Here is a 17,025-nt window from a genome sequence, read left to right as displayed (position 1 = left end):
AAAGGGAAGAGTGGACAGGGGCTTCAAGGATCGATTCAGGGACGCAGTTCTGGTGGGTGTGTCTGTATTTTCGGGTTGGAGGGAATATCGCTGGGGCTCCAGTAGCCTGAGTTCTGCTCAATGACAGGTGCACGGGTGCTGCACACAGCCTGACGCCAGGCTCTGGGCGAAATGCCTAGCATGCGGCCAAAGGTGCGAGTGAAGTGCGAGTGATCGGAAAAGCCGCATTCATACACGATGTCGGTAATCGGCATCGCGGTAAGCAACAGGCATTTCGCTTTGTCGATTTTCATCTTAAGCATCCATTCCTGCGGCGAGCACCCCGTGACGATTTTGAATGCCCGGGAAAAGTGGCTTCGCGACAGATGGCAGTGTTCAGCTATCTCGCTGACGCGAAGGCTGCGGGTCAGATCGCGCAGCATGAACGCCTTGGCACGGCGTTCCTGCCAGCCGGAAAGCGCGCCCAACGGGCGCGCCAGATTGCAGGGATGGTCTGACTTCAGCGGTTGCGGGCTCATGGCGGCTCTCCTGGTCGTTAGGGAAAGTCTGTCCGCTGCCGACATTTAAAGTCCTTAAGCAAACCTTAAAAGTTATGAAGCCCGGACCGGCATGTCCTTCTCAGGCATGGAATGGATAGTCAATGTAGCCATGCTGATCCCCCCCGAAAAAGCTGCTCGGGTCCGCCGTATTGAGCGTCAGGCCATCATGAAGCCGACGCGGCAGATCAGGGTTTGCCAGGAATGGTCTGCCGAATGCAATGACGTCAGCGCGGCCCGAGGTCAGCGCTTGTTCGGCGGAGTCGGCGTCATATCCGCCCGCAAGTATCAACACACCGTTCCAGAGGTGGCGCAGCTGGGCGATGATCGCGTCCCAGCGCGGGTCGAAATGTTCGTCCTTGACTGTGCCGACCATCGCTGGCTCGACCAGGTGCAGGTACGCCAGATTCCATTGATTGAGGGCCTCGACGAGGTGGCCGAATGTCGCCTCCGGGGTGTCATCGCCCATGCCCATAAAGCGCCCCATCGGCGTCAGGCGTACGCCAACGCGCTCGGCACCGACTTCTTCAGCAACAGCCGCGACCACTTCCAGCAGAAAACGCGCGCGATTTTCCACGCTGCCGCCATAGGCATCGTCACGCTGGTTGCTGTTGCTGTTAAGAAACTGGTCGAGCAGGTAGCCATTGCCGGCATGAATTTCCACGCCGTCCATGCCCGCATTCAGCGCGTTGCGCGCGGCCCGGCGGTAGTCCTCGACAATGTCTGCGATTTCCGCCGTTTCCAGAGCGCGCGGCACGGGTACATCACCCCAGACGCCGTTGCCGTTTTCATCGACGATAAAAGTCTTGCCGGGCACCGGCAGAGCGCTAGGCGCCACGGGCAGGCCGGCGTCGGGTTGAAAGCTGGGATGGGAAACACGACCGACGTGCCACAGTTGCATGAAGATCAACCCGCCGGCCTCATGCACCGCCGTGCTGACTTCTCGCCACGCCTGGACCTGTTCCGGGGTGTAGATGCCCGGCGTCCATGCGTAACCCTGAGCCTGCCGGGAGATTTGTGTGGCCTCGGTGATGATCAGCGCGGCGCTGGCCCGTTGGCGGTAGTACTCGGCGTTCATGGCCGTCGGCACATCGCCCGGTTGGCCGGCGCGTGAGCGAGTCAACGGGGCCATCGCCACGCGATGGGCGAGGGTGTAAGGACCCAGTGCGATGGGTTGGAACAAACGACGGGTCATGGGTAGCTCCAGATTTCAATAAGTGGGATTCAAACGCAGCAGCAGGGCTGCGAATCAGTGCAGGTAAATTAACCGGGGGCAGCGGGGGTGATAATCCGTGACCGGCGCCACGCTGTTTTGCGCATGACGCAATGGCGCCCGTGCTGATCACCGATGAACACGGGCGTGGCTCAGGCGGGTTGTGTCGAGCGAGTCAGCGGCAGGTTCAGCCAGCGGCGGCCGGTTGCGTTGGCGACGGCGTTGCCAAGGGCGGCGGCCATCGGGCCCTGCACAATTTCAGCGGCACCGAGGAAGGGTTCTCCCGGCTGGTCAAGCAAATGCACATCGACTTTGTTCGGCAGTTGCGTGAAACGCAGAATCGGATAACCGCTCCAGTCGTAGCTGCGAATGCCTCCCGCGTCGTAAGCGACTTTTTCGTACAGGGTCCAGCTGGCAGACTGCACGATGCCGCCCTCGACCTGATTGCGCAGGCCATCGGGGCTGACGATCTGGCCGACGTCCACCGCCGTCACCACATGATCGATGCGGATCTCGCCGGTCTGCGGATGCACCCGCAGCTTCACCGCGATGGCGCAGTAACCCATGATGTTTTTGTAGCGGGCAAAGGCGAAACCGATGCCGGCGCCGGGCTCGCTGCTTTTTTGCGGCCAGCCGATAGCATCACGTACACGCTCCACGACCGCACGGGCACGTGGGTCGCTCAGATGGGTCAGACGCAACGCGACCGGGTCGATCCCGGCCTTGATCGCCAACTCGTCGATACTCGCCTCGATGGCGAAGATATTGATGTGCGCACCCAGCGAACGCATGGCCGAGGTGCGAAAGGGCATTTCGGTGACGAAGTTCATGTTGATGCGTGTCGACTTCAGGTCGTACAGCGGCACCGCGTTGCGATCACCATCCCCTTCGGGTTGGGCGATTGGCACTGATGGCGCCGAGGCGAAGGGCCGCGCCAGCAAGCGTGCCGGCAGCAGTCGCCCGGCGTTGACGATGCGTTCGTTGTGCGGCGTCGTCCATAGATCGTAAGTCCAATCCTGCAGTCGATTTTGCACCAGCCCCGCGTCGACCTCGGCCACCATCGCCGAACTGTAGGGTTCCCACAGATTTTCCTGTTCGCGCATCCATTGCACGCGCACCGGCGTACCGGGCACGCGCATGGCAATCAATGCCGCATCGGCGGCGGCATCGTCGGCGCCGTTGTGCCCGTAACACCCTGAGCCTTCGGTGTGAATACAACGCACCCGTTCAGGCGGCAGGCGCAGCATTTCGGCAATGCCGGCGCGCAGCGGGTAAACGCCTTGGGTGTGGGTCCAGACGGTGAGATTGCCGTCCTTGAACCAGGCTACCGCACAGGACGGGCCGATCGAGCCATGCATCAGATATTGTTTGGTTACCCGCGCCTGAAAACGCGTGTCGGCCGCGCCGCTCGGCGTGCCGTTGTTGCTGATCGGATAGCGCCGTGAGGGCAGGCTTTTCAGCAAACCATGTATCTGCGCCGCCTCGGGAATCGCCTCGCCGCCGCTCCATTGCGCAACTTCGTAGGCACTGCGCATGGCTTTGATCGCTTGCCACTCATCACGGGCGACTACCGCCAGATAGTTTCCGTCGCGGATCACTTTGACCACGCCAGACAAGGCTTCAATGGACGCCCCATCGAATGCTTGCAGCGTGCAGCCCGGACGGGGTGGGCGGATCACCCGCGCATGCAGCATGCCCGGCAGGCGCATGTCCTGCACGAATGCCGCGCCGCCGCTGACTTTCGCCGGGATGTCGAGGCGGGGCAACGAATGCCCGATCAGTTTGAAGTCAGCGGTGGCCATCGCCGGTGACTGAGCCTTGGCGTATTGGTGCACATCGACATGCTTGACCGCCTCGGCGTAACTCATCCGCTGACCGGCCGGGCCTTCGATCATAACGTTGCGGGTGCTCAGCAGCGCCCCATTAACATGCCAACTGCGCGCGGCGGCATCGACGAGCATTTCGCGCACCTGCGCGGCAGCGTTATACAACGCGGTACCGCTGTCGAAAATGCTGTGGCTGCCAGCGGTGTAGCCTTCGTTGGGCGTCAGCGCGGTGTCGGCGGTGAGCAAGTTGATAGAGGTTGCCGGCACCTGCAAACGCTCGGCGGCAATTTGCAGCAATGCGGTTTTTACCCCGGTGCCCAATTCGACCTTACCGGTGTAGACGGTAATGCCGTCGGCGCCGATGCGGATCCAGGCGTCGAGCCAGGGGTTGGTGCGCAGGCTTCCGGGGAGGTCGGGCGCGAGTACCACGGTGCCGAGCGTATCGACTTCCGTATCAGCCAAAGCACGCCGTGCCACCGGCATCAGGGTGAACGCCATCAGCAACGCACCGCCGCGCAGGAAGGCGCGCCGACTCGGGTTCAAACCATTCGACTCGCTCATGTCAGACTCCCGTTTTGCCCAGCCACCTGTTTGATTGCCTCGATGATCCGCAAGTGCGTTCCGCAGCGGCACAGGTTGCCGGCCATGTGCTCGCGGATGGTTGGCTCATCCGGTTGTGGATTGCGTTCAAGCAACGCTTGCGCGCGCATCAGCATGCCCGCAATGCAGTAGCCGCATTGCGCGGCCTGTTTCTCGATGAACGCCGCTTGCAAAGGCCCAGGTTTCTCGGCGCTGCCGAGGCTTTCCACGGTGCGGATTTTTTTGCCTTCGAGGCCGGCGCAGGGCGTCAGGCAGGCGAACACCGGTTGATCATCGACGATCACCGTGCAGGCGCCGCATTGACCGAGACCGCAACCGTACTTGGCGCCGTTGAGGTTCAAGTGGTTGCGCAGCGCATACAGCAGCGGCATGTCCGGCTCTAGCTCAAGCGGTTGGGCGGCTCCGTTGACGTTGAGAGTGATCTGGCTCATTTCGTCTCCTGACGTAACGCTTCAATAGTGGAAGAGAGGTCGGCCCAAGGCTGATCGGGTCTGGCTTGCTGGCGCAGATACGCGGCGAGTGCGTCGAGTTGCGTATTGTCGAGGCTGGCGGCGAACGGTGGCATCACCGGGCCGGGCGATCCGGGCGTGGCAGGCAAGCCTTCGAGCACGGTCTTGAGAAAGTTGCGCGAACTGGCCGCTTGCAGCGCCGAGGTGCTTTGCAGCCCCGGGCGACCATCGATTGCGCGCATCGGCGCCGCCGGGCCATGGCATCCGGCGCAGGCGCTACTGAAGAGCAGGGCGCCGGTCGCCTGATCTGCCGGTTCACTGGCGAACGTCTTCGGCGTCACTGTGTGCGGGCTCTCCAGACTGAGGAGATATTCGGCAATCGCCTCGGCTTCACGGGTTGGCAAGCGTGCCAGACTCAAGCTGACCGGACGCATCGGGCCAGCGGGCGTACCGTGGACATCGACCACGTCGGCGCGCAGATAGCCGACCAGCTGCTCGCGACTCCACGGGGCGGCGCGCTGGCCCATACCGACCAACGCTGGCGCTTGCCAGCCGTCAACGCTGCCGCCCTGCAAATATTCCGAGGTTTTTTCCGCGCCGATCAGGTTCAGCGGCGAATGGCAACCGGCGCAATGGCCCGGGCCGTCGACCAGATAACGCCCGCGATTCCACGCCTCGCTGCGCTGTGCCAATGGCGTCAGCGGTTCACCGTGCAGGAACAGCAGGTTCCAGAACGACACCAGCGGGCGAATGTTCATCGGGAAATTCATCCGGTTCCGCTCGGCCGGCGCGTGAATGGCAGGGCCGCTCATCAAGTAGGCATAGGCGTCGGCGATGTCCGCTTGGCTCATGCGCCGGTAGTGCACGTAGGGAAATGCCGGATAGAGAAAGCGACCATCGCGGGCAATACCCTGGCGCATTGCCCGCTCGAATGCCGGCAGTGACCATTGGCCGATACCGGTCTGTGCATCCGGGGTGATGTTGGTGCTGAACAGCGTGCCGAAGGGTGTTAGCAACGGCAGCCCACCGGCCAGATATTCGCCGCCGGGGCGGGTATGGCAGACCGCGCAATCACCGGCCTCGACCACCCGCGCCCCGCGTTGCAACTGCGCGACATCGAATGCCGTCGGACGCTCGATGGGCGCAATTGCCGGGCGCCACATCAGCAAAACGGCGCCGATAAGGCCGAGCACAGCAACGACTGCCACGCTGATCCATAGCCTTCTGGACTTCAGGAAGTGGCTGCTCATGGGACAGAGAAAAACGCGGCAGACAATGGCAGAACGGATGGGATACGGGTCATGACAACGCTCCTTGTGACGGCCGGGGAAGGGCACCGATGTGGACGACTGCGCCAAGGGCCAAAGCGTAGAGAATCCGCCAGCGCGGGAGAATCACCGGCGCACGCAACAGCGCGTTGCGCCAGAAGCAACGCCTGCGACGTTGCGCGGGACGCATCACTGCGTTGCCTGCCACATGGATTCTGCGCATCGACACGCGGCTGTAGCCTTGGCACCACTTTCCTGAACTCAATGAGGTGTCATCATGCTCACGGGCAACCCGGCCGTTGCGGTCAGCGCCGAACAGCCAACTTCACTTTCCGGCCTGATGGTCGCGTTCCTTGCGTTCTGCTGTGGTGCGGTCGTGGCCAATCTTTATTACGCTCAGCCGATCGTTGAGCTGATTGCACCGCAGATCGGTCTGTCCAGCGCCAATGCCAGCCTGATCGTTTCGCTCACGCAATTTGGCTACGCGCTGGGCCTGTTGCTGCTGGTGCCGCTGGCCGACCTGATGGAAAACCGCCGTCTGGTGGTCGGCTTCACCCTCGCGGCGAGTGTCACGCTGTTGTGCGCCGGGCTGAGCCATTCGCCGTCGATGTTCTTGGTGTTGTCTTTGCTGATCGGCCTGACCTCCGTGGCCGTGCAGATCCTTGTGCCGCTGGCGGCGCACTTGGCGCCCGAGGCCAGCCGTGGCCGCGTCGTCGGCAATATCATGAGCGGTCTGCTGCTGGGAATTCTGTTGTCGCGGCCACTGTCGAGCCTGTTGGTCGAAGTGTTCGGCTGGCGCGGGGTGTTTTACAGCGCTGCGGCCCTGATGGCGGTCATTGCTCTGATTACCGCTGTGGCATTGCCGCGTCGGCTGCCGACTCATAAAGCTACGTATGCTGCGTTGATCGGTTCGGTGTTTGCCTTGGCCCGGCGTTATCCGGTGTTGCGTCAGCGCTCTCTGTATCAAGGGCTGCTGTTTGCCAGTTTCAGCCTGTTCTGGACCCTCGCACCGATTGAACTGATGCGTCACCACGGCTTCACTCAGGCGCAAGTGGCGATCTTCGCTTTGGTCGGTGCGGCGGGTGCCATTGCGGCACCGATTGCCGGGCGTCTGGCCGATGCCGGACATGGACGTCGCGGCACGCTGGTCGCGTTGTTGCTGGCGCCGGTGTCGCTGTTGATCGCCGCGCTACCGGGCAGCGGCTATGTCTGGCTGGTGGTATGTGCGGTGCTGCTGGATTTCGCCGTGCAATTGAACATGGTGCTCGGCCAGCGTGAGGTGTACGCCCTTGATCCACACAGCCGCGCGCGCCTTAACGCGGTGTACATGACCAGCATTTTCGTCGGCGGTGCGGTGGGGTCTCTGGTCGCGAGCCCGCTGTACGAGCATTTCGGCTGGAACCTGTCCGCCGTCGCGGTGGCGTTACTGCCAGCGCTTGCGCTTGGGTTGTTCCTGAGCCGCAAGGCCGATGTCTGAACACCGGGCGAGGGCGTGCAAGCACAACGGTACAAGACGACGGGCGAACAGTGATGCACAATCATCCGGGATCCCTTACGACCGGACCCCGCTTATGGACAAGTTGCTGGCACTCAAGATGTTTGTTGAAACCGTACGCTGTGGAGGCTATTCCTCAGCAGCGCGCAAACTCGGGATCTCAACGTCGTCAGTGACACGGCAAGTAGCGGGGCTGGAACACGAGCTGGGCGCGAGCCTGCTCAATCGCACCACGCGCAACACCAGCGTGACCGTTGCCGGCCAGACCTATTTCGAAAAAGCCGTGGCGATTCTCGACGCGATCGACGAAGCAGATGCCGTAGTCGCTGACCGTGGCAGCGAAGCGCAGGGCCGACTGCGCATCAGCGTGCCGGTGGAGTTCGGGCGGCGCCTTATCGCGCCGCACCTGAGCCGTTTGCTCGAGCGGCATCCGGGTCTTGAGATCAGTCTGTCTCTGAGCGATCAGGTCGGTGACCTGCTCAGCGAACAGATCGATGTTTCGGTCCGGCTGGGGTCGTCCGTGGTCAGTGAAGACATCGTCAGCAAACGCGTAGGGCATTTCGAACGCTGGGTGGTGGCTAGTCCGGATTATCTGGCCCGTAGCGCGGCGCTATGTCACCCACGGGATTTGCTCGAGCATCAATGCCTGCGTTTCGATTACGGCGGCACACACCAGCACTGGACCTTTCAGAATGAGGAAGCGCCCATTCAGCTCAACGTCCACGGGCGCCTGCAAAGCAACAACGCCGATATCCTGCGCGAAGCAGCCATCGGCGGAGGGGGGGTGACGCTGTTAGCCGACTGGCTGGTGCGCGAAGACGTGGCAGCCGGCCGGCTGACCCGGTTACTCGAGCATTACGAGGTCAATCCCGGCAGTGCCAGCACTTGCATCAACGCGTTGTACTTGCCTAATCACCGTGGCTCCAGCCGGATTAATGTATTTATTGAGTTTCTCATGGAAATCCTCAGTTTCCTTCCCTGTGTCACGCAAACCGAATAGCCGTTTACGACTGAGGTATCCGTATTGGTCGGTGCCTTCATCACCATCATGTTCAGTATCATCAGTACTGAAGCGGTAACTATAGCGGTTGCTGAACTCAATAATCGGACGCAAAACATTGCCAAGGCCACGCGCTCGGTGATATGGCGTATTGGCGTTTTTATTTGCTGTCGATCTTTGCGGTCATCTCCGATCTGGCGTTGAGGCTCTCGGCTGTCGTGCAGGCTTTTTGAACTATCGGTTTTCTTGAGGCGTAAAAAGCGCCAGGCGCCGAAGGCGACCGCTCTTTGATGACTGCAATCGGCCAGAACCGGACCGTGAAGTCCCAAGATTTTTTCAACAAACGGAGTCTCCTACATGGAAGTCATCAATCATTTGCAGCCCGAAGCGTGTGCAGGCATGGAGGACATCCGGCGCGAAATCGATACCCTTGATCAGGCCATTATCAAGCTGTTGGGCAAGCGCTTTCACTACGTACTCGCGGCCTCGAAGTTCAAGACCTCGGCGACTTCAGTGCGTGCGCCGGAGCGTTTCAAGGCCATGCTGGTAACTCGACGCGAGTGGGCAGAGGCCGAGGGCCTGAATCCGGATGCAATCGAGAAAATGTACAGCGACCTAGTGAACCACTTCATTGCAGAAGAGATGAAGCACTGGGCGGCTCATCAATCTGACACTTGATACTAGTGTCTGGGCTGTCTGCCATGAGGAGTCGATTTAGCCAATCTGTTGCATCGACCGGTTGAATCCACAGCCGAAGCCGAGTTGCTGGCGGCGATCGCAGACGGCTCGTTTGTCGAGCCGATGCTTGATCAAGGATGGCCATAACGCTCTGTGCTGTATCTCAATAATCGACATCGATCCCGGCCCTGAGCCGGTTTTTTTTGCCTGGAGAAAAACATGCCCATCACTATGCGGCAGTTGCTGCAGATCCTCCTGAACGCCGGCGCCAAAGCCGGCGTTTTTGTTCCTGTCCTGAATACAGCGATGCAGCGTTATCAGATTGTCGGCGCGAAGCGTGTCGCGGCGTTCATTGCACAGATCGGCCACGAATCCGGCCAGCTGCGTTACGTGCGAGAAATTTGGGGGGGCCACGCCGGCGCAGGCTGGATATAAAGGCCGGAAAGACCTAGGCAACACCGTCAAGGGCGACGGCTCGAGGTCCCGCGGCCGAGGACTGATCCAGATCACCGGCCGGGCCAACTACGCGGCCTGCGGTAAGGCCCTAGGGCCTGATCTGATCAAGCAACCGGAACTCCTTGAGCTGCCGCAGCACGCTGCAATGTCGGCAGCCTGTTTCTGGGCAACCCGGGGGCTGAACACTCTGGCCCTGGTTGCGCACATTGCCCACGCCGGGGCTGACCTTGAACCATTCGAAGGCTCCGGCCGGTTCACCCTGGAGCAGCACCATCTGTTCGGCGTGTGCCTTTGGTGTGGTCAGGTCCAACCATTCCCGAGCCAGCTCTGGCGTAAGCACCACCGGTCGCGAATGTCGGACAATTTTTCTGGCGAAAGGCTTTGGCCTGCCCCTGAAAAACTCTCTTTTTTGACTGATTCCAAATGGCCTGTTTGGAACGTTTTTATGCTCTTTCTGGTTATCGCCAATGAATCTAGATATTAACAAACGGGAATAGAAAGGGCGGCTAGCCTCCTATCCACGTGTAGCGGAAGTGGAGCTGTCGTTGCGCGTGACACCTATTGCTGATCAACCAAGGAAAGGGGTTTCAACATGGAAAGCTTCGCTATAGCAGCTGCTCAGATAAATTGGAACGGTGGACAACGCATTACCCTCAAGGCGGGTGACACCGCGACCTGTACCGTTCTTCGTCCGGGCCAACTCTATGGGATCTTTATCTACAACTCTGCTCAAAATGACAATAACGCCGCAGTCAGTGTGGTTTGGAGTAATAGTCAGCCGCCTGCCTCGATCACCGTTCCTGGTACCACGGCCAATGCGGGCCAGGCTTCGCTGGGTTTTGTCTCGGGTACAGACACCCAAACCATCTCGGTTTCACTGCCTAGCAACAGCGGCATCGCTCAGGTCGAAATCTGGTTGGGTAGTACCAGTATGCCGACCAATACCAGTGGCCTGACCAACTCTCCGCTACAGGCTAACGGTGAGCAGTATCCGTTCAACAAGTACACCCGTTATTACGCGGTACCACCGTCGAAATGGATGAACCTGACGATCGCCAGCAAAACTACCCAATTCATTTCGTGCCAGTTCCGTGAGGCCAAGGCCACCGTGTTCGTCGTCAATGAAACCTCGAACGGCTTGCTCGCAGGTCAGGTTACTAACATTGGGCCTGCTGCTCAGCAACCAGGTGCCGTCACCATCACTGCTACGCAGATCCAGAGTATTTCTTACAATATGCAAGGTGACGGTACGCAGTATGTGTGGATGGATGCCGATAGCCAGCAGAACTCTCAAAGCGCGAGCATTGCTTTGCAATCGTTGTAATTCGCCAGTTGGGTAACAAATGAGGCCTCACGGTGTGGGGCCTTTTTCTTAGCTTCCTAAAAAGTACTCGGGTGGCTGAGGTACGACTCAGTTACCTTGAGGCGGTCACGCTCCGCAATTGCGCTGGCGTGCATCTCCACCAGTTTGAATATGCTGTGTGTAACTGTTGATTCAGCTCTTCGACCTCAATATCCAGCATGTATGAATGCGGGGCACGGTTTTTTGAGCTCTGCGGACAAGCTCACGCAGTCGCCGGTGTCTTCGATGTCGAGGGGATCCACGGTAGGCGCCTTTACTGTGTGCTGTTTGGATATACAGTAATCGGGGCGTGAAGGTCGGGCGAGGGTAGGGCGACGAGCAGTAGGATTTGGGGGGATGTACGGTCGGCAGGACGCCGGAAGCTTGGGCCAATTCTTGGGCCAATGAGGGGTTTTGATGGGGGCTTGAGTGGTCTTTAGCCCCCGGAATTACTCACTCCAGCCCTCACAAATACCCGATTAAAACTGCATCGTAGTTTTATCTTAGGAGGTTCTGAAGTGGCCAGTGATCTTTACCAGTCTAAACGTAGGGCAAATGCCCTACGTTTGTTCTGACTATGCGTAGACTAGACTTTGAGGGTAAAAAATAAACTATTCTTTAATTATAGTGAAACCATATCTGCTTTTTTCATATTTTGATCCGCACGGATCGCCATAGGAGTTACGGCAGCCTGCTTCTGGCGTACCAACGATTTCACCCATGCACCATTTGTAATCTTTCGATCCTTTTTCTAGGTCAGAACAAATCATTTCTCGCGTAATTGGCTTTGGCTCAGTACCAATCAGTCTGTAATGAGTTCTTTTCTCTTTATCTACAATTAAATTGTCGGCATAATCGAAGTCGTATCCAGCCAGTCGCGTACGAGCTCGCTCTTTTGCTGCCTCGCGGATTTTTGCATTTATTGCATTTGCACTAGCTGTTTCTTCAGCAGTTGGCCCTATTTCTCTGGTTTTTTCAGCGTATTTATCAGGGTAAAATGTTTCTACGCCTGCGTTTATTTTTTTGTAGGTGTCGAGTAATTTTTGCTTTTCATCGACAATAGAAAGAGCAGACTTATCGCGCTCATCAAGCTCAGCAAATCCCTTCGTTTTTTCCTCGTATTCAATCATTGAGCCCACACAGCTCCTCATGTCATTCAAATGTGGACTCGAAGAACTAGTCTGGAGAGTTACCATGTTATAGTCCGCTAGAGCCTCGGTGGCTACTGATTCAAATCCAGACCGTATAGTACATGCTTTAATAACATCAATTGGATCAGCTAGCGATAAAGAACCATAGGGGAAAAGTACCGACGCAAGTAGAACACCTTTTGAAACTCTCATAAAAATTCATCCTTTATTTTTATCCGCATTGAGCGTCCTTGAGTGGCATGAGCATGCCTAGTTAACGCCAGCTATACAGAGTGTCAATCTGCCGTAGCGCGAGGCGGCAACCATCACCAATATGATATGCATCGGGATCGGGGATCAACTGCCACCCCCGGGCGGCGAACGGGCTGAAAAAGTCCGACACCCTGGAACTGAAGGTGCGCGCTATGCTGGCCGAGCGCCGGCAACGGATCGGCTACGAGCTGCAGATGGTGGCAATAGGTATTGATCGCGCTGCGGGCGTGCGAGGTGTACGTCAGGGCTGTGGCGCGTCAAAAAGAATAAAAAAGATCTGAAAATCCGCTTTAAGAATAATGACGGTTCCCACCTACATTTGCGGTCGAGAAAATTAGCATGACCTCTATTCATGTAGGAAAAACGGAATAGGTCGCTGCTGGCTGAGCTCCGGCAGCCGCTAGGATACGAGAAGCAGTTAGAGGCCAACTGCTGCGGCGTGCCGTTGCGAGGTGACATCAATGTGAGCAACGAGATGTGCGCCCTGATGAATCGGACGAGTGATATCGCCAGGGTGAGGCGAGTAATGCCGCTCGACCCCGATCCGTTGCCCGCGTTGATCGATGCGTTCATGTCAGGGATGGCCACAAACGCGTTCACGATGAGTGGACTGGAGGAAGTCGACGGCTGCCTATATGCGCAGTCGTGGTGGTGCAGGGATATGTGATTGTGTTCGGTCGGCAGGACGCCGGAGAAGGGGAACTACTGTAGGAATATACAACGCTAAGTTATTGATTCTTATAGGGTGATGTGGCTGATTTGTACCTCTTTAAAAATGGTAGTTTTTCCTATGGTATCAATAGCTTGCGTCAGCCTAGGGGTCACCTTGACATGGTGGGGGTCAGACGGTGATGGATCACAGCTTGGGGATACATCATTGCCAGATTTTGAAAATCTAGAATCACTGAGGGCAAGTTTTCTGCTGCCGCCAAGGGAAGGAAGTCGTCGGCTCGTCCCCACCACTCGTTGATGGGCATGATCGTACCGGCGAAGCTTAAATAATAGCCATCTGGTACCGCTTGGTTGACATTGGCTTTTGAAAAAACAGCTACACCGAGTAGTCCGAAAATCACACGGTCAGACAGTTGGACCTTACCTCTCTCTATGCCGAATCGAGTATGTCTGTCAGGTCCAGAGGCATCTGGCCAAAGCTCAAAGCCGTCTGGAAGCTCGTCCCCGTGCCCATGAGAACAACGATGCATGCCGTATATAACGTCCGCGATATCGGGTAATGACGATCTGCGTAAAGCCAAGCACGATGGATTGCGCCAGCATGCTGCCGTGGTCGGCGTGCTGGGCTTGACCGCTTGCCAGGCAAGGTAGAGCAGATAGCGTGCGCCGCCGAGTCGCAGCGCGTCATATGCATAGGGAACCGCCAAGACCAAGGCTGTGATAGTAGGGCGGTCAACGGGGGGAACGTTAGATACAGATTGACTGACAAAACGTCATACAGCGGTCGCAGCACTGGGTATCCGCTCCCAGGGAATACGTTTGACTTCAACGTGAGCAATGGCTTGCCCCAATCGCGCATCCAAACACTCTGACGCAGTCAGCCGCGTGCATTATGGATGAGGGCTTTCGGCCGGTTTCTGCCCTTGACCAAAGGCTGCTATGGATCGCTTCTGCAGGTCATGTCCTCTGCTAAGGTTTGGTCGAAGCAAGGCCTTTGAGTTCACTAACTCCATCGACCACCATCAAGTCACCTTCCCCAACCCGGTGCGAAGCATGGAAAAGATCCATTTTGCGCGTTGCTACGCAAAATCTGATCGAGTATTTCAGTTTTCGACGGCAAGTATTACTTGACCGACTAATCTAAGAACTGAACTGCTATGCCCCCAATTGGATTTGTCGAGGCTTCCTTATGCAGTTGCGATCACATTCCTTAGCGGTCCGTCTTACGGCAGTTATTGTTTCCATCCTTTTGTTTGTCTATGCGCTGGCGGGACTGGCGCTCTACCAGAGCAAACAACAGCATGAGCTTCATGCAGTCATCACAACGGAGAACCTGGCGCGGTCCTTGGCCATCAACGTCTCCGGCATCCTTGATAAAGTGGATGTCGGCCTGTTTGCTGTCACCAGCGAAATCGAGCGGCAAATGGCTACCGGAGGCATTGATGGTGCGTTGCTCAACGGGTATTTAAAACAGCAGCAGGCGCAGATTCGGGATTGCGAAGGGCTGTGGGTGGCGGATGAGAAAGGTAATGTCCCCTGGGGAACATTAATGACCGCCGGCAAGATAACGAATATAACCGACCGAGAGTATTTCCAACGCCTGCGTGAGAATTCGCATCTCGGAATGGTCGTATCCAAGCCCGTGATAGGACGCACCACAAAAGCCTGGTCGGTCCTCCTGTCCAGACGCATCAACCACGCTGATGGCTCCTTTGCAGGTGTGGCGCTGGGCTCGTTGCGCATGATGGAGTATTTCACCGACATGTTTTCCACTATTGATGTTGGGAAACAAGGGGTCATCGCTATTCGTGATGATGAGATGGCGCTCATCGTCCGGTATCCGAAAGTAGCGAATGAAAGCGGGCAAGTTGGCGCCAAGCTGGTTTCAGCCAAGGCTACAGCAGCGATTCGATCATCTCCGGAGGCCGGGAGCTACACAGCAGTGGCTCCAGTAGACGGCATCGAGCGACTCTATAGCTATCGAAAAATTGCGAACTACCCTCTCTACATCTTCGTCGCCAAGAGCACCGACGACTTTCTGGCTCCCTGGCGAAAGGAAGTTATCAAAACTCTTTTACTGGCGGCAATTTTCACCCTGGCTATTCTTGTTTACACGCGTACCAGCTATAGACGTGAAACTGAATCACGTAAGGCGAAAAGAATGGAGCTCTTTCGTACCGTATTTCGCACCAGCCCGGATAGTCAAGTCATCACCCGCCTTGAGGATGGGCGACTTCTTGAGGTCAATGACGGATTTACGCCCGTATTTGGCTGGTCACGGGAAGATACTATTGGCAAAACGGTTTTTGATATCGATATCTGGCGCTATCCGGAAGAGCGTCACTCGTCGGTTCGTCTGTTGCAGCAAAACGGATATTTCATTGATCGTGAAGCTGAATTTGTCAGTAAGGATGGCCGAAAGTGGCCCGGTCTGATTTCGGCGCACGTGATGACCCTGGATGACACCCTGTGCATTCAGGCGATCATCCGGGACATCAGCGACCGAAAGGCTGCCGAGCAGCAGATCCAGCGACTATCGTTCTCTGACCAGCTCACGGGGTTGCCAAATCGACGACTCTTTATGGATCGGCTGGAACAAGCATTGATTTCGAGTGCTCGCCATCAATGGATGGGCGCATTGATGTTTGTCGATCTCGATGATTTCAAGTCCATCAACGAAACGCTGGGGCATGGTCAGGGTGACTTGTTTCTAAGTGAAATCGCCCAACGACTGAGGCGTTGTGTTCGGGAGGGCGATACCGTCGCCCGTCTTGGAGGCGACAAATTCGCTCTTATTTTGGAGAGCCAGAGCACCAATCCGCAGGAGGCGGCGAGCCATGCTGAAAACATTGGCGAAAAAACTCTGCGGGAGATCGAGCAGCCTTTTGAACTGTGTACATCCACACTGCACCGAACCTGCAGTATCGGTATTACTCTGTTCGGTGAGCAGCATGAGGATGCAAGCGAGCCCTTGAAACGCGCCGAGTTAGCCATGTACCAGGCCAAAGCCTATGGACGCAACGTCTTGCGCTTTTTCGACCCGCAGATGCAGGCCAGCCTCAGCGCTCGAATCGCGCTTGAGGATGGCTTGCGCGAGACTATCAAGCAACACCAAATCCTGCTGCACTATCAGCCGCAGGTCACGGACGAAGGTCGCATTACAGGCGTGGAAGCGTTAGTGCGCTGGAAAGACCCGCGCGGCGGTATGATTTCTCCGGCAGATTTCATTCCACTGGCAGAGGCGAGTGGCTTGATCATTCCGCTAGGCGAGCAGGTGTTGGAAATGGCCTGTCAGCAGTTGGCGGTATGGGCAGATAGATCCGGGTTCTCGCACCTGAACATCGCCGTCAATGTCAGTACTCGGCAGTTTAATCAGGACGACTTTGTCGAACAAATACGGTCTGTGCTCAAGCGCAGCGGTGCCAATCCTCGTCGGCTCAAGTTGGAAATTACAGAAAGTATGCTGGTCTCCAACGTGGAGGATGTGATTGCCAAGATGAATGCGTTGAAATCCATCGGCGTTGGCTTTTCGCTGGATGACTTTGGCACCGGTTATTCCTCCCTGTCATATCTCAAGCGCCTGCCGCTGGATCAACTCAAGATCGACCAGGGATTTGTGCGCGATATCCTGGTGGACCCAAACGACGCGGCAATCGCCAAGACGGTGGTCGCGTTAGCAAACAGTATGAACTTGTCGGTCATTGCTGAGGGCGTTGAAACGCAAGCGCAGCGTGACATGTTGGCTGCTTTAGGTTGCCGTAACTATCAAGGATATTTCTTTGGTCGCCCCATGGATATAGATGCATTAGAGGAATACATCGAAGGTGGGATCGATCTCGTCCTTCCGCTCGGGGTAGCGGAGCAAGTGAGTCCCCCATAGATTTATGACGAGTTTTGAGCGGCTCTACCGGACCGTCACCGAGTCGATGTGATCGTGATGTGAAATGCGCGACGCAAGGGGCTGGGCAAATGGGTGGGCGCTACGGGCTACTTGCGCATTTTCAGAATTTTCTTAGGGATACTGCATAGATTTGACGTGTCGGCGTGCGCATGGCGAGTGGCTGTCAGCGCGCAACTGTTGAGCGGG

Annotated in this window: 12 protein-coding genes and 5 pseudogenes; 8 read left to right on the top strand and 9 right to left on the bottom strand. The window is 57.2% G+C overall.

What is annotated here, in order from left to right:
- Positions 1-35: 35 nt before the first annotated feature.
- The 6 genes from FPT12_RS03260 to FPT12_RS27575 form a co-directional block, all read right to left on the bottom strand.
- Entirely contained in the window at positions 36-518 is a 483-nt protein-coding gene (locus tag FPT12_RS03260) for a helix-turn-helix domain-containing protein (RefSeq protein WP_145014619.1), read from the bottom strand.
- Positions 519-618: 100 nt separating this feature from the next.
- Positions 619-1,731, bottom strand: a complete 1,113-nt coding sequence (locus FPT12_RS03255; protein WP_145014618.1) for an alkene reductase — start codon at positions 1,729-1,731, stop codon at positions 619-621.
- A 170-nt stretch (positions 1,732-1,901) separates the two neighbouring features.
- A complete protein-coding gene (locus FPT12_RS03250; protein ID WP_145014617.1) occupies positions 1,902-4,136 on the bottom strand; it encodes a molybdopterin cofactor-binding domain-containing protein in 2,235 nt (744 codons plus the stop codon).
- On the bottom strand, positions 4,133-4,606 hold the full coding sequence (locus tag FPT12_RS03245; RefSeq protein ID WP_145014616.1) for a (2Fe-2S)-binding protein: 474 nt from the start codon (positions 4,604-4,606) through the stop codon (positions 4,133-4,135). The genes FPT12_RS03250 and FPT12_RS03245 overlap by 4 nt, the downstream gene beginning before the upstream one ends.
- Complete coding sequence (locus FPT12_RS03240) at positions 4,603-5,832, bottom strand: cytochrome c (protein WP_371922475.1); 1,230 nt, start codon at positions 5,830-5,832, stop codon at positions 4,603-4,605. The genes FPT12_RS03245 and FPT12_RS03240 overlap by 4 nt, the downstream gene beginning before the upstream one ends.
- A gap of 91 nt (positions 5,833-5,923) precedes the next feature.
- Complete coding sequence (locus FPT12_RS27575; protein WP_178098588.1) at positions 5,924-6,121, bottom strand: hypothetical protein; 198 nt, start codon at positions 6,119-6,121, stop codon at positions 5,924-5,926.
- A 48-nt stretch (positions 6,122-6,169) separates the two neighbouring features.
- Here FPT12_RS27575 and FPT12_RS03235 point away from each other — a divergent pair, with 48 nt between their 5' ends.
- From FPT12_RS03235 to FPT12_RS03215, 5 genes and pseudogenes are all read left to right on the top strand, one after another.
- Positions 6,170-7,369, top strand: a complete 1,200-nt coding sequence (locus FPT12_RS03235) for an MFS transporter (protein WP_145014614.1) — start codon at positions 6,170-6,172, stop codon at positions 7,367-7,369.
- A 94-nt stretch (positions 7,370-7,463) separates the two neighbouring features.
- Positions 7,464-8,387, top strand: coding sequence for a LysR family transcriptional regulator (locus FPT12_RS03230; RefSeq protein WP_145014613.1), 924 nt, complete (start codon positions 7,464-7,466; stop codon positions 8,385-8,387).
- A gap of 15 nt (positions 8,388-8,402) precedes the next feature.
- Positions 8,403-8,578: pseudogene (locus tag FPT12_RS03225) on the top strand (GABA permease); the annotation flags it as partial.
- Positions 8,579-8,744: 166 nt separating this feature from the next.
- Positions 8,745-9,065 carry an isochorismate lyase gene (locus tag FPT12_RS03220; RefSeq protein WP_145014612.1) on the top strand — a complete coding sequence of 107 codons (321 nt, stop codon included), beginning with the start codon at positions 8,745-8,747 and terminating at the stop codon, positions 9,063-9,065.
- Positions 9,066-9,284: 219 nt separating this feature from the next.
- Positions 9,285-9,714 (top strand): annotated as a pseudogene (locus FPT12_RS03215) (glycoside hydrolase family 19 protein); the annotation flags it as partial.
- On the opposite strand, the pseudogene FPT12_RS27865 reads toward FPT12_RS03215, so the two are convergent.
- A pseudogene (locus FPT12_RS27865) lies at positions 9,610-9,882 on the bottom strand (hypothetical protein); the annotation flags it as partial. The pseudogenes FPT12_RS03215 and FPT12_RS27865 sit on opposite strands and share 105 nt — an antisense overlap.
- 231 nt (positions 9,883-10,113) lie before the next feature.
- Here FPT12_RS27865 and FPT12_RS03205 point away from each other — a divergent pair.
- Positions 10,114-10,845: a hypothetical protein gene (locus FPT12_RS03205; protein ID WP_145014611.1), complete on the top strand. Its 732-nt coding sequence runs from the start codon at positions 10,114-10,116 to the stop codon at positions 10,843-10,845.
- Positions 10,846-11,474: 629 nt separating this feature from the next.
- Here the strand turns inward: FPT12_RS03205 and FPT12_RS03200 are convergent.
- Complete coding sequence (locus tag FPT12_RS03200) at positions 11,475-12,002, bottom strand: hypothetical protein (RefSeq protein WP_218570707.1); 528 nt, start codon at positions 12,000-12,002, stop codon at positions 11,475-11,477.
- A gap of 365 nt (positions 12,003-12,367) precedes the next feature.
- On the opposite strand from FPT12_RS03200, the pseudogene FPT12_RS27860 reads away from it, so the two are divergent.
- Positions 12,368-12,547, top strand: a pseudogene (locus FPT12_RS27860) (hypothetical protein); the annotation flags it as partial.
- A 1,014-nt stretch (positions 12,548-13,561) separates the two neighbouring features.
- On the opposite strand, the pseudogene FPT12_RS27570 reads toward FPT12_RS27860, so the two are convergent.
- A pseudogene (locus FPT12_RS27570) lies at positions 13,562-13,660 on the bottom strand (LysE family translocator); the annotation flags it as partial.
- Positions 13,661-14,127: 467 nt separating this feature from the next.
- On the opposite strand from FPT12_RS27570, the gene FPT12_RS03190 reads away from it, so the two are divergent.
- Positions 14,128-16,818 carry an EAL domain-containing protein gene (locus FPT12_RS03190; protein WP_145014609.1) on the top strand — a complete coding sequence of 897 codons (2,691 nt, stop codon included), beginning with the start codon at positions 14,128-14,130 and terminating at the stop codon, positions 16,816-16,818.
- Positions 16,819-17,025 lie beyond the last annotated feature (207 nt).

This window comes from Pseudomonas sp. H3(2019) (assembly GCF_007713465.1).
Taxonomy (GTDB): domain Bacteria; phylum Pseudomonadota; class Gammaproteobacteria; order Pseudomonadales; family Pseudomonadaceae; genus Aquipseudomonas.
The sequence above is the reverse complement of the archived record's forward strand: the minus strand, read 5'-3'. Positions and strand labels throughout refer to the sequence as shown.